Here is a 13592-nt window from a genome sequence, read left to right as displayed (position 1 = left end):
GGGCCGAGTAGAGCAGGTAGATGCGAATCGAGCAGCTGGGCGACGGCGAGCCCGAGATCGCCGTCGTCGGCGGGATCCACGGCGACGAACCATGCGGCGTCCGCGCGGTCGAACACCTCCTCGAAGCCGCCCCCGAGGTGAAACGACCGGTCAAGTGTATCGTCGCGAACGAGGAGGCGCTCGCGGCGGGGACCCGCTACCTCGATGCCGACCTCAACCGGGTCTTCCCGGGCGACCCCGACAGCGACGCCCACGAGAAGCGCCTCGCGGCGGAGCTCCTGACCGAACTCAAGGGCTGTGTCAGCCTCTCGATGCACTCGACGCAGTCCTACACCGAACCGTTCGCGGTGATCGACGAGAACGCGACGTTCGCGAAGTCCGTCTGTCCGTCGCTCTCGCTCGACGCGGTGGTCGACGCCAGCGACTTCATCGACGGTCGGCTCATCAGACACGCCGAGGTCCTCGAAGTCGAGTGCGGCTATCAGGGCTCCGAACAGGCCGCCGAGAACGCCATCACGCTCACCGAGGAGTTCCTCACCGCCGTGGGGGCGCTCGAGGGAGAGCGCTCGCCGCCGCGCGAACTCCCGCTCTATCGGCTCACGCGGTTGGTCCCGAAGGAGGCCGCCGACGACTACGGGGTACCGGCAACCAACTTCGAGCGGGTCGCGGCGGGCGAGACCTACGCCAGCATCGACGGCGAGGAGCTCGTCGCGAACGAACCCTTCTACCCCGTGTTGATGTCGCCCTATGGCTACGAGAACGAGTTCGGCTACGCCGCGGAGCTGGTGGGAAAGCTCGGCGGGAACGTCGAATCGAGCCCCGGCCAGTCGACCAACGCCGACTGAGTCACGACGGTCGGCGGCTCACCCCGTGGGTGGGGCGAACTCCACCAGCGTGAGCTCGCGGTCGAGGTGACAGTAGTCGTGGGGCGGGTCGCCGATGACCTCCTGAATGCGGTACTCGGTCTCGAACTCCGCCCCCGCGGGTTCGCAGTACGGGTGGCTCGGACAGCCGGTGTGCGGGCACGGTCCTTCGAGGTGGGCCTTGCTCCCGGCGTAGGCGCTCTTGGGCGAGACGTTCGCCATCACGGAGGCGGGTTCGACCTCGACCGCGCGCACGCCGGTGTCGTGCACACCGCATTCGAGGGTCTGGGCGTTCTCGCGCACGCTCGTGACGCGGTACTTCGTCCCCGTCGAGAGGTTGAGACACTGCTCGCGATAGGGACAGCCCTCGCACGCGCTGGCCTCGCCGCGATAGACGAACTCCGTTCCGGGTTCCGCGAGACGGGTGCCGATGAGGGTGATCTGTGACATACCGGCGGTATGTGCCGGGTCCGAATAAGAATACGGCTTGGCGGAGCGACTCGCTACCGTCACTCAATCAATCGACAACGGCAGCTAAAATAAAATATCTTCCATACCGTAGTTATATGTGGTGTCGTGGATCAACTACGGATCGTCATGACAACAGCGAAGACAGAACAATCGGACCGGAACGCGTTTTCGACGGAGACGCTTCGAAACGCCGACGTAGAGTGGCATCGTGTGGGGCTGTTCGTGCTGTTCACATTCGGGCTCTCGTGGGCGGTCGCTATCGTGATCTACGCGACCGGTGGGATCGGTGCCAGAAGTCCCGAAGTATTCCCCGGAGTACGACTGTGGTATGTGCTCGTCGCGACAGTCTATATGTTTGCGCCAGCGATCGCCAACGTCCTCACGCGAGCGGTCACTGGTGAGGGGCGAGAAAACCTGCATCTCCGTCCACGAGCGCGGCGCAACTGGAAGTGGTTGGTCGGTGCGTGGATTGTCCCACCCGTGCTGGTGTATCTCGGGGCCGCGCTCTTTTTCGCGGTGTTCCCGCGATTTCTCGGCGTGACGGCGAGCGCTCTGAGTGAGACTCTCGGAGTGAATGCTGGCCAGACAGGTGGGCTTGGCCCGCAGGAACTCGTTTTTGTTTCCGCAGTGGCCGCCCTCACGGTGAACACGGCGGTCAACTGCGTAGCCACGTTCGGCGAGGAGTTCGGTTGACGGGCGTATCTCCTGCCAAAACTCCTTCCGCTCGGCGGTCGTCGGGCCGTCGTACTTTCGGGTGTGATCTGGGGCGTCTGGCACTGGCCAATAATCATGATGGGATACAACTATCCGGAAACACCGGTGCTCGGAACCCTCGCGATGGTCTACTTCACCGTCATCGCCGGCGTGTTCCTAGGGTGGGTGACGCTACGGGGCGGAAGCGTCTGGCCAGCCGTCATCGGTCACGCCGCGATCAACGCAAACGCCGGGATCGTGTTGCTCCTCGCACGAAACGACCCGAGTCGACTTCTCGGTCCCGCGATGACCGGCGTGGTCGGCTCGCTCCCGCTCGCAGTGCTCGCAGTATGGCTCCTCCAGAACACCGACGCACTTCGTCCGCATAGGGCTTGAATTCGGCAGCATCGGCGATTCTATCTGACTTATATAGAGAGCAGCAACGAGACGGTTCAAACGGCCCGTATCTGCACCTAGTGTCGCCGTCACTCGTCCTCTCGATCGAGAATGGGGCTCCACACGACGGTACCCGAGCGCTACCCACCGCCGGTGAGTTCGTCGAGCTTTTCGAGGTACGCCTCGCGCGGGACCTGATAGAGGTCGCGATAGTCGACCTCGCCGACAGCGAAGCGCTCGGCGAGCGCCACCGTACCCGCCACGGCCTCGGGGCGGGTGTCGTAGGTCTCGGCCTCGCGTTCGACCTCGGGTTCGAGGAAGAGCGTGACGTACCACGTGTTCGCGGTACCGGGGGCGCGCTGGCGACCCGGACGGCGCGACCGCCGACCGCGCGTGAGGTAGATCGTCGGGAGGCACGCCGCGTCGAACGCGTTCGTGTCGAACACGTCGGGCCGATAGACCAGCACGCACCGGTCGTCGGCCTCGTTCCAGACAACCCAGTCCTCGGGAAGCGTCTCGAAGTCGCCCATGCCGTCGTTCGGTGCCGGCCCGGCAAGTCGTTCCCGGTCGTGGGTGCACCGCTCCCTGAATTTTCGGCGCGTTCTCGCGGAGGAAAGCCGTTCGACCCCGATTTGGGAAAACAGTTATATGTCTCAAACCACTCCCTTTTAGTAGTATTGGTGGGTTCCTCTACCATGCTACGCCGTCCCGAGGCGCTCCACGGTGGTCCCCGAAACCAGTCACGGAGTGCATCGCCGGCCGTGCTGAATGACACGTGTACGCACACAACAGTAGATCGGCCGCCCTCGGAAGCGACCGGTGGGCGTCGACCGATCCCCCGATCGAACCGATAAAACAATGTCAGGCGAAACAAACACGCTCGAAGCACTCAGTGAGGAGTACCGGGCATCGATACCGACCGACCTCCGGACGACCCAGACCTTCCAGTGGTATCTCGACGCGGTCCGCGACGAACCGCGTATCGCGCGCAACGCCCACCAGCGCGTCGCGGACATGTTCGATTTCTACGGCACCGAGTACGACGAGGACACCGGGATCGTCGAGTACCACCTCGCCACCGAGGACCCGTTGAGTGGGGGCGAGAACACCTTCTTCGGTCGCGAGATCCACGAGTCGATCCACGAGTTCGTCAACAAGGCGAAATCCGGGGCCCGCGGACTGGGTCCCGAACGCCGGATCAAGCTCCTGCTCGGCCCCGTCGGGTCGGGGAAATCCGACTTCGACCGGCAGGTCCGGCGCTACTTCGAGGATTACACCCTCCGCGAGGAGGGCCGGATGTACACCTTCCGGTGGACCAACCTGTGTGACGTGATCGCCGACCAGGACCCCGCCGACGACGTGGTCCGGAGCCCGATGAACCAGGATCCGTTAGTACTCCTACCGCTCGACCAGCGAAACCGGGTGATAGCGGAGCTGAACGAACGGCTCGACGCACCCTACACGATCGAGAACGAGCAGGCGCTCGACCCCGCCAGCGAGTTCTACATGGATAGGTTGTTGGCCTACTACGACGACGACCTCCAGCAGGTGCTCGAGAACCACATCGAGATCATCCGTCTGACCGCCGACGAGAACAAACGGCAGGCGGTCGAGACCTTCGAGCCGAAGGACAAGAAGAACCAGGACGAGACCGAGCTCACCGGCGACGTCAACTACTCCAAGATCGCCGTCTACGGCGAATCGGACCCCCGCGCCTTCGATTACTCGGGGGCGTTCTGTAACGCGAACCGTGGTATCTTCTCGGGCGAGGAGCTCCTGAAACTCCAGCGGGAGTTCCTCTACGACTTCCTCCACGCGACCCAGGAGATGACCATCAAGCCGAAGAACAACCCCCGGATGGATATCGACCAGGTGATCGTGGGGCGGACCAACATGCCCGAGTACAAGGAGAAGAAGGGCGACGAGAAGATGGAGGCGTTCAACGACCGCACGAAGCGGATCGACTTCCCCTACGTGCTCCAGTACGAGGAGGAGGCCAACATCTACCGCAAGATGCTCCAGAACGCCGACGTGCCCGACGTCCACGTCGAGCCTCACACCCTCGAAATGGCGGGGCTGTTCGGCGTCCTCACCCGGATCGAGGAACCCGACTCGGGAACGATCGACGTCCTCCAGAAGGCGAAGGCCTACAACGGCGAGATCGACGAATCGGAGGACATCGACGTCAAGAAGCTCCGGGAGGAGGCCGCGGGGACCGCCGAGATCGGCGAGGGGATGGAGGGGGTCTCGCCGCGGTTCATCGGCGACGAGATCGCCGAGGCCATCATGGACTCGATGCATCGTAGTAGAGAGTTCCTCTCGGCGCTGACGACGTTCAACCACTTGGAGGGGAACCTCGAGAACCACGGCTCGATCGCCGAGGACCTCTTCGAGACCTACTACCGCTACCTCGAACTCGTTCGCGAGGAGTACCGCGAACGCGCGATCGAGGACGTCCGGCACGCGCTGGCCTACGACCTCGACGAGATCCAGCGCCAGGGCGAGAAGTACATGGACCACGTCATGGCCTACATCGACGACGACACCGTGGAGGACGAACTCACCGGGCGCGAACAGGGTCCCGACGAGACGTTCCTTCGTTCCGTCGAGGAGAAACTCGACCTCCCAGAGGATCGAAAGGACGACTTCCGCCAGGAGGTCTCGAACTGGGTCTCGCGGCGGGCGCGCGAGGGCGATACGTTCAATCCCCAGGACAACGACCGCCTCCGCCGCGCGCTCGAACGCAAGCTCTGGGAGGACAAGAAACACAACATCAACTTCTCCGCGCTGGTGTCGTCGGGCGAGCTGGACGACGACGAGCGGAGCGCGTGGATCGACGCCCTCCGCGAACAGGGCTACTCCGAGGGTGGCGCGAAGGAGGTGCTCGAGTTCGCCGGGGCCGAGGTCGCAAAAGCAGAGATGGAGGGCTGATGAGCGACCGCCAGCCGGCGGGCGAGACGTTCGTCGGGGCCGCCGACCGGGCGCTCCGGGCGACCTACGAGGAGCCGATGAGCCTCGCGGCGTACGTCGACGCGGCGCTCGCCGACCCCGCGATCGCCGCCCACGCCTCGAAGTACCTCGTGACCGCGATCGAGTCGATGGGCACCCGAACCGTGATCGAGGAGGGCGAGGAGCGCGAGCGCTACCGCTTCTTCGACGACCCGCACAACGACGGCGAACACGCGATCCTCGGGAACACCCAAGTGCTCAACGCGTTCGTCGACGACCTCCGGTCGATCGCGGCCCGGCGCGGCAAGGACGAGAAGATAATCTGGCTCGCGGGCCCCACGGCCACGGGCAAGTCCGAACTCAAGCGGTGTCTGATCAACGGCCTCCGGGAGTTCTCGAAGACCGACGCAGGGCGGCGGTACACCGTGGAGTGGAACGTCGCGGGCGTCGGCGGCGGTGGCGGGCTGACCTACGGCAACGAGTACCGCGACGACGAGGACGACTGGTACCAGAGCCCCGTGCAGTCGAGCCCCCTCACGGTGTTCCCGGCGGCGGTTCGCGCGGAGGTCGTCGCGGCGCTCAACGAACGGCTCGACGACCACATCCCGATCGTGGCCGAGGGCCGTCTCGACCCGTTCTGCCGGGAGGCCTACGACTACCTCGAAGAGCAGTACCGCCGCGAAGGGGTCCGTGACCTGTTCTCGGCCGTGACCGACCGCCGCCACCTCCGGGTGAAGAACTACGTGGTGGACGTCGGTCAGGGCATCGGCGTGCTCCACTCCGAGGACGACGGCAGCCCGAAGGAACGGCTCGTCGGTTCGTGGATGGCGGGGATGGTGCGCGAGCTCGATTCCAGGGGTCGAAAGAACCCGCAGGCGTTCTCCTACGACGGGGTGTTGAGCCAGGGCAACGGCCTGCTCACGATCGTCGAGGACGCCGCCCAGCACGCCGACCTCCTCCGGAAACTGCTGAACGTGCCGGACGAGGGGTCGGTGAAGTTGGACAAGGGGATCGGGATGGACATCGATACACAGTTAGTGATCATCTCGAACCCCGACCTCGAAGCCCAGTTGAACCAGCACGCCGAGCGCAACGCGGGCGACCCGCTGAAGGCGCTGAAGCGCCGGCTCGACAGGCGGGAGTTCGACTACCTCACCAACGTCTCGCTCGAAGCCGAACTCATCCGACGCGAACTCACGAACGAGACGGCGGTCTGGGACTTCGACGAACCGGAGCTCGACGAGACGATCCGCGAGGCGGTGACGATGTCGGTCGGCGAGGGCTCCGGGGGGACCGCGACCGAGATCGAACTCGCACCCCACACGGTGGCGGCGGCGGCGCTCTACAGCGTCGTCACCCGGCTGGACGCCGAAGCCCTCCCCGGCGGCCTCGACCTCGTGGACAAGGCGCTGCTGTTCGACCAGGGCTATCTGCAGCGGGGCGACGAACGGGTCGAGCGTGAGGCGTTCTCGTTCCCCGACGGGAGCACCGACGGGGACAGCGGGATCCCCGTGACCTTCACCCGGGACACGATCGCGGACCTGCTCTACGCCGACCGCGACCGCCAGCATCCCGACCTGCCCGTCGAGAACGTCGTGATGCCACAGGACGTGCTCGACGCGATGGCCGAGGGGCTCGCGACGGCCCCCGTCTTCTCGACCACCGAACGCGGCGAGTTCGAGGGCCGGGTGGTGGCGGTGAAGAACCAGGTGTTTGACCGCCAGGAAGCCGACGTGCTCGGCGCGATGATGTACGACAAACAGGTCGACGAGGCCACCGTCGCCGAGTACGTCGAGCACGTCTACGCGTGGGCCACCGACGACGCCGTGGAGAACGACCGCGGCGAGGTCGTCGGGCCGGACCCGCTGGTGATGAAGGTCTTCGAGACCGAGCACTTGGGTCGGTTCGGGGCCGAGAGCTACGACGGCAACCACCCCTCGCCCGCGGTCCGGGAGTTCCGCACCGAGAAGATCATCACCGCGATGAACAGACACGCCTGGCACAGCCGCGACGACGAGTTCCGGGCCAGCGACGTCGCGCTCACCGAGATCCCCGTGATAGATGCCGTACTCGGGAGCTACGACTGGTCGGACGTCCGGCGGACCTACGAGGACTTCGACCCGCGGCAGTGGCAGGACCCACCACTGGGGACCGAGACCGCGAGCCTCAAGGACGAGACCATCACGACGATGGTCGCGGAGTTCGGCTACACCGAGGCGTCGGCCGAACTCACGAGCCGGCACGTCATGGGCCAGGTGAGCTACCGATGGGACTGAGGGACGACCTCGATAGGTATCGCGAGGTCGGCGAGGAGCGCCGCCAGGACCTCGCGGAGTTCATCCAGTACGGGGACCTCGGCGGGAGCCGCCCGGACTCGGTGCGGGTCCCGGTCAAGATCATCGACCTCCCCGGCTTCGAGTACGACCAGCGCGACGCGGGCGGGGTCGGCCAGGGCGACGGCGACACCCCACAGCCGGGCCAACCGGTAGGGGAACCCCAGCCGGGCGACGAGGACGGCGACCCCGGCGAGGACGGCGGCGACCACGAGTACTACGAGATGGACCCCGAGGAGTTCGCCCAGGAGCTCGACGAGCGCCTCGGGCTCGACCTCGAACCCAAGGGCAAGCGCGTGGTCGAGGAGACCGAGGGCGACTACACCGACGTGAGCCGGACGGGTCCGAACAGCACCCTCGACTTCGAGCGGATGTTCAAACAGGGGCTGAAGCGCAAGCTCGCGATGGACTTCGACCGCGACTACGTTCGCGAGGCGCTCCGGGTCGACGGGATGGGCCCGGAGGGGGTCTTCCGGTGGGCGCGGGAGCGACACCTCCCGGTGAGTCACGCGTGGCTCAACGACGAGTACAGCAAGCTCGGGGCCGCCGAGCGCTCGCGGTGGGCGAGCATCGACGAGATGGAGGCGAACGTCGAGGAGACTAAGACCGCCGCCCGGATCCGGAGCGAGGGCATCGACCACGTCCCGTTCCGCCGGGAGGACGAGCGCTACCGCTACCCCGAGGTGGTCGAAGAGCAGGAGCGGAACGTCGTCGTGGTGAACATCCGCGACGTCTCGGGCTCGATGCGCGAGCGCAAACGCGAGCTCGTCGAGCGGACCTTCACCCCGCTCGATTGGTATCTCACGGGCAAGTACGACCGCGCGGAGTTCGTCTACATCGCCCACGACGCCGAGGCCTGGCGGGTCGAACGCGAGGAGTTCTTCGGCATCCGCTCCGGCGGCGGCACCAAGATCTCCTCGGCCTACGAGCTCGCGGGGAGGGTGCTCGACGAGGAGTACCCCTGGAGCGACTGGAACCGGTACGTCTTCGCCGCGGGTGACTCGGAGAACTCGAGCAACGACACCGAGGAACGCGTGATCCCGCTGATGGAGGGGATCCCGGCGAACCTCCACGCTTACGTCGAGACCCAGCCGTCGGGCAACGCGATCAACGCCACCCACGCCGAGGAGGTCGAACGCCACTTCGGCGACGCCGGGAACGTCGCGGTGGCCTACGTCAACGGCGCGGACGACGTGGTGGCCGCGATCGAGACGATCCTGAACACCGAGGACGAGAACGATGAGTAACACCGACCGCATCACCGCCCGGCGGATCGCCGAATCGCTCGAAGAGCCGGTCGCGGAGGCCGCGAACCTCGCCCGAAAGCTCGGGCTCCGGCCCTACGCCGTCAACTACTGGATCGTCGACTACGACGAGATGAACGAACTCATCGCCTACGACGGCTTCCAGACGCGCTACCCACACTGGCGCTGGGGGATGAAGTACGACCGCCAGCGAAAGCAGAACCAGTTTCTGGGTGGGAAGGCCTTCGAGATCGTCAACAATGACGACCCCGCCCACGCCTTCCTCCAGGAGTCGAACTCCCTCGCGGACCAGAAAGCCGTGATCACCCACGTCGAGGCCCACGCCGACTTCTTCGCCCACAACCAGTGGTTCGGGCTGTTCAGCGGGGGACGGACCCCGAACGCCGCGGCGATGCTGGCGCGCCACGCCGACACCATCGCCGGCTACATGGCCGACCCCGAGATCGAACGCGAGGCCGTCGAGCGCTGGATCGACACCATCCAGTGTCTCGACACCAACATCGACCGCCACCGGGCGTTCGCGAGCGCGAGCGCCGACGAACCCGCCGACATCGAGATCGACGACATCGCCGACCAGCTCGCGGAGCTCGACCTCGAATCGACGGTGGTCGAGGAGGTCTTCGACGACGAGTGGCTCGACGCCCAGCGCGCCGAGGAGGAGTCGGCCACGATACCGCCCGAACCCGAGGCGGACCTGTTAGCGTTCTTCTGGCGGCACGGGATGGCCTACGACGAGGAGTCGGGGAAGGCCGTCGAGATGACCGACTGGCAGCGCGACGTGCTCGAACTCCTCCGGCGCGAGGCCTACTACTTCGCGGCCCAGCGGATGACGAAGGTGATGAACGAGGGCTGGGCGGCCTACTGGGAGTCGATGATGATGGGCGAGGAGGCCTTCGCCGGAACTGATGAATTCCTGAGCTACGCCGACCACCAGGCGCGGGTGCTCGCCTCACCGGGGCTCAACCCCTACAAGCTCGGCAAGGAGCTCTGGGAGTACATCGAGAACACTGTCAATCGCCGCGAGGTCTGTGAACGCCTGCTGCGGGTCGAGGGGATAACCTGGCGGAACTTCCACGACGTCGTCGATTTCGCGGCGGTTCAGGACGGCCTCGAACCCGACCCGATGGTCGCGGCGGTCGACCCCGACTGCCTCGACGCGCTCGACCCCGCCGACCCGCGGGTCGACGGCGAAGCGCTCGCGGAGGCGAGATCCGGTGGGATAGACGTCGAGCGCTACCCGTGGAAGCTGTTCACCTACCGGGGGATGGCCGAGCGCCACTACTCGCTGGTCAAACCCCAGAACCGGGGCTTCCTCGCGCGGACGAGCCGGGAGGAACTCGAACGGGTCTCGCGCTACCTCTTCGACGACTCGCGCTACGCGAGCGTCGACGAGGCGCTCGCGGACGTCGAGTACGCCGCGGGCTGGGACCGACTGTTCGAGATCCGCGAGAGCCACAACGACGTGACGTTCCTCGACGAGTTCCTCACCCAGGAGTTCGTCGACGACAACGACTACTTCACCTACGAGTTCACCCGGACCACGGGCGACTACCGGGCGACCTCGACCGACTACGAGGACGTGAAGAAGAAGCTCCTGCTCCAGTTCACCAACTTCGGGAAACCGACCGTCACCGTGCACGACGGCAACTACAACAACCGCAACGAGCTCCTGTTGGCTCACCACTACAACGGTGTGATGCTCGACCTCGAACAGGCGCGCCAGACCGTCGAACGGGTGTTCGACCTCTGGGGGCGACCGGTGAACCTCAAGACCATCGTGAAGGAGCTCGACGACCACGACCTCGAGGTCGCCAAACGCCGCCAGCGCGAACCGGAGCCGACCGAGCGCGGCAAGCTGATCCGCTACGACGGGATGGACTTCTCCGTCGAGGACGTCCCCTGGGAGGCCGTCGAGGACGTCGCCGCCACCGACGTCGACTACGACACCAAACCCGACGAGTGGTTGGCCTGAGCCACGCTCGACGCTAACTCGTTGATGCCGTAGTCGGTGTCAGACCCAGTCTCGGTAGCTCGGCTCGAACACGCTCGGCGAAAGCACGGTAACGTCGAGCTGTGTCCCACAGGACGTTTGTCCGGGAACGAGTGGTACGCCGACCGCGACCTTATCGGAGGCTCGCGCCGTCGAACTCGCCGCGGTCGTAGTCGACGTCCATGTAGTCGAGCAGCGTCGGCGCGATGTCGAAGAGGTTGGTGTCGTCGCCGATCGAGACGCCGGGTTCGTCGACGAACAGCGAGGTGTTGTCGAAGCTGTGCATCCCGTTTCGCGGGCCGGTGGCGAAGACCGAGTCGTGCCCGGAGAAGCCGGCCTTGAGGTCGAAGCCGTGGCTCGGGATCGCCACCAAGTCCGGCGCGATGTCGTCGTGGTCGCCGCGGAAGGCCTCCTCCTTCTCGACGACGCGCTCACAGACCTTCTCCCCGTCGGGCCCTTCGAGCGCTTCGAGTTCCGCCTTGAGCTCGGCGCGTTTCTCCTCGTACTGGTCCTCGGGGACACCACCCCGGGGCTCACGACCTTCGAGGTTGATGTAGAAGCGACCGGGGATGAAGGCGTAGGCCTCGGCCTCTTCGGAGATGTCGGCGAGGCTGTCGTGGTCGTCGTCCTCGTAGGAGAGCCAGCCCTCCTGTTCGAGCCACGCGTTGAAGTGGACCTCGTGGTTGAGGGTGGTGAAGCCGTGGTCGGAGGCCACGACCATCGTGACGTCCTCGGGGAGCATCTCGCGGAGCCGACCCAGGTAGTCGTCGACCTTCTTGTAGAAGTCGAGGAACTCCTCCTTGTACTCGCCGTCCTGCTCGTAGTCCTTGAACAGGAAGTGGTTGACGCGGTCGGTGGTCATGAAGACGCCGAAGAACAGGTCCCAGTCGTCCTGTTCGATGTAGTGGCTGAAGCCCTCGAAGCGCCCGTCGAGCACGTCGTGGGCGTCCTCGATGAACTCGGTCTTGTCGTCGTCGTGACCGAGTTTGGCGTTGTTGTCGATCCGGTAGCCGGTGTTGTTGAGGGTGTTGCGCATCTCGTCGGGGTAGGCGGCCTCGTCGACGCCCGGCGAGAGGAAGCCCGAGACCATCCGCTGGACGTCGCGCTGGGGCGGGAAGGTCACGGGGACGTTCATGACGGTGGCGTCGCGACCGGCGTCCTCGACGCGGTCCCAGACGCGGTCCGCCTGGACGTCGCGTCCCATCGGGACGTAGGTCTCGTACGAGCCGACCTCGCGGTCCTGGAAACCGTAGACGCCCGTCTCGCCCGGGTTCACGCCGGTCGTGAGCGAGGGCCAGCACGCGCTGGACTCGGGCGGCACGATCGACTCGATCGCGTTCGAGCTCCCCTCGTTCGCGATCGCGGTGAGGTTCTCGAAGACGTCCGGGTTGTCCTCGATCAGGCTGTACGGAACGCCGTCGATGCCGAAGAAAGCGACCCGTGGGGCGTCGTCGTCGCCGCGGATCCGGTCGAACAGTCCCATGGAGGCCTAACTCCGGAGGGACACAAAGATGGTTCGTTTTCGGTCGTCGTTTTCGGTGCGTGAGGCTCGAAAAAGAAGCGTTCCGAGGACTACCCGAACTGCTCCTCGTAGAGCTCCTGGGCGTGCTCGATCGCGTCGTGGGCCGCCTGCTTGTCCTCCCAGCCGAGGGTCTCGACCTCCTTGCCCGCTTCGAGGTTCTTGTAGGTCTCGAAGAACTCCTCGATCTCGTCGAGTTGCTGCTGGGGGATGTCCTCCAGGTCCTCGATGTGGTCGAACCGGGGGTCCTCGACCGGGACCGCGATGACCTTGTCGTCCTGCTCGCCGTCGTCGTCCATCCCCATCAGCGCGACGGGGCGGACCTCGATGACGCAGCCGGGGAAGGTCGCGTCCTCGACCAGCACGAGCACGTCGAACGGGTCGCCGTCGTCGTAGTAACACTGCGGGATGAAACCGTAGTCGTGTGGGTAGTGGACGTTCGAGTGGAGCACCCGATCGAGCACCATCCCGGGGATATCCTTGTCGTACTCGTACTTGTTGCGCTCGCCCTTGAGACACTCCACGACGGCGTGGATCGTCTCGGGCGCGTCCGGGCCGGTTTCGAGGTCCGTCCAGAGGTTCACCATCGTCCCCCCCTCCGGAAGGCAGCCAAAAAGTATTTTCTATCCGGACGTCTGCTCCACGGTATCGCGTTCGTGAGCCGGCGACGGCTTCGGTTCCCGGTCGGATCTCCCCGTTTTCCGATATAGTTAGGAAGTATTAAATAGTTAGATGACATCTGTCGGCCCGATGTCAGAGACACGAACGGTAACGGACCGAAGCGTCGCCCGCGACCTCACGGCGTTCCAACAGAACATCCTCGCGATACTGTCGGACGACGCGATGTACGGGCTGGCGATCAAACGCGAGCTCGAGTCCTACTACGACTCGGAGGTCAACCACGGGCGGCTCTACCCCAACCTCGACGACCTCGTCGAGCTCGGGCTGGTCGAAAAGAGCGAGCTCGACAAACGAACCAACCAGTACGAACTGACCGACGAGGGCTACGACGCCGTGACCGACAAGCTCGAGTGGACCCTCTCGAAGTTCGTCACCGACGACGACCGTGCGGAGACGGTGCGCGACCTCGTCGAGACCCAGTAATCGGACCCC

The 13592-nt window shown here is 65.3% G+C and carries 12 protein-coding genes; 8 read left to right on the top strand and 4 right to left on the bottom strand.

Annotated features, from left to right (window positions below):
• The first annotated feature begins 20 nt into the window (after nt 1-20).
• Nucleotides 21-845, top strand: coding sequence for a M14 family metallopeptidase (locus GT355_RS04175; RefSeq protein WP_160133460.1), 825 nt, complete (start codon nt 21-23; stop codon nt 843-845).
• A gap of 18 nt (nt 846-863) precedes the next feature.
• On the opposite strand, the gene GT355_RS04170 is transcribed toward GT355_RS04175, so the two are convergent.
• Entirely contained in the window at nt 864-1313 is a 450-nt protein-coding gene (locus tag GT355_RS04170; protein WP_160133459.1) for a UPF0179 family protein, read from the bottom strand.
• A gap of 147 nt (nt 1314-1460) precedes the next feature.
• On the opposite strand from GT355_RS04170, the gene GT355_RS18130 reads away from it, so the two are divergent.
• Together GT355_RS18130 and GT355_RS18125 are read left to right on the top strand one after the other, a co-directional pair.
• Complete coding sequence (locus GT355_RS18130; protein WP_205250426.1) at nt 1461-2027, top strand: hypothetical protein; 567 nt, start codon at nt 1461-1463, stop codon at nt 2025-2027.
• 12 nt (nt 2028-2039) lie between these two features.
• On the top strand, nt 2040-2423 hold the full coding sequence (locus tag GT355_RS18125; RefSeq protein ID WP_205250431.1) for a CPBP family intramembrane glutamic endopeptidase: 384 nt from the start codon (nt 2040-2042) through the stop codon (nt 2421-2423).
• Nucleotides 2424-2563: 140 nt separating this feature from the next.
• On the opposite strand, the gene GT355_RS04160 is transcribed toward GT355_RS18125, so the two are convergent.
• The gene (locus GT355_RS04160) at nt 2564-2953 is read right to left on the bottom strand and encodes a DUF5820 family protein (RefSeq protein ID WP_160133458.1); all 390 of its coding nucleotides are present in this window, start codon (nt 2951-2953) and stop codon (nt 2564-2566) included.
• Between the two features lie 328 nt (nt 2954-3281).
• Between GT355_RS04160 and GT355_RS04155 the strand changes: the two genes are divergently transcribed.
• From GT355_RS04155 to GT355_RS04140, 4 genes are read left to right on the top strand one after another with little or no spacing between them, the layout of a single operon-like run.
• On the top strand, nt 3282-5354 hold the full coding sequence (locus GT355_RS04155) for a PrkA family serine protein kinase (protein ID WP_120070360.1): 2073 nt from the start codon (nt 3282-3284) through the stop codon (nt 5352-5354).
• The gene (locus tag GT355_RS04150; RefSeq protein WP_160133457.1) at nt 5354-7648 is read left to right on the top strand and encodes a PrkA family serine protein kinase; all 2295 of its coding nucleotides are present in this window, start codon (nt 5354-5356) and stop codon (nt 7646-7648) included. Before GT355_RS04155 ends, GT355_RS04150 begins: the two co-directional genes overlap by 1 nt.
• Complete coding sequence (locus GT355_RS04145; protein ID WP_160133456.1) at nt 7639-8952, top strand: YeaH/YhbH family protein; 1314 nt, start codon at nt 7639-7641, stop codon at nt 8950-8952. Before GT355_RS04150 ends, GT355_RS04145 begins: the two co-directional genes overlap by 10 nt.
• Nucleotides 8945-10942: a SpoVR family protein gene (locus tag GT355_RS04140; protein ID WP_160133455.1), complete on the top strand. Its 1998-nt coding sequence runs from the start codon at nt 8945-8947 to the stop codon at nt 10940-10942. Before GT355_RS04145 ends, GT355_RS04140 begins: the two co-directional genes overlap by 8 nt.
• A gap of 151 nt (nt 10943-11093) precedes the next feature.
• Here GT355_RS04140 and GT355_RS04135 read toward each other — a convergent pair whose 3' ends face one another.
• Together GT355_RS04135 and GT355_RS04130 are read right to left on the bottom strand one after the other, a co-directional pair.
• Nucleotides 11094-12443 (bottom strand): alkaline phosphatase family protein, encoded by a 1350-nt coding sequence (locus GT355_RS04135; protein ID WP_160133454.1) that lies wholly within the window; start codon nt 12441-12443, stop codon nt 11094-11096.
• A gap of 89 nt (nt 12444-12532) precedes the next feature.
• Nucleotides 12533-13066 (bottom strand): inorganic diphosphatase, encoded by a 534-nt coding sequence (locus tag GT355_RS04130; protein WP_160133453.1) that lies wholly within the window; start codon nt 13064-13066, stop codon nt 12533-12535.
• Between the two features lie 163 nt (nt 13067-13229).
• On the opposite strand from GT355_RS04130, the gene GT355_RS04125 reads away from it, so the two are divergent.
• Nucleotides 13230-13583, top strand: a complete 354-nt coding sequence (locus tag GT355_RS04125) for a PadR family transcriptional regulator (protein ID WP_160133452.1) — start codon at nt 13230-13232, stop codon at nt 13581-13583.
• Nucleotides 13584-13592: the final 9 nt, after the last annotated feature.

Source organism: Halococcus salsus, from assembly GCF_009900715.1.
In the GTDB taxonomy this organism is placed as follows: Archaea; Halobacteriota; Halobacteria; order Halobacteriales; family Halococcaceae; genus Halococcus; species Halococcus salsus.
Note: the sequence above shows the minus strand (reverse complement) of the source record. Positions and strands in the feature narration are given on the sequence as shown.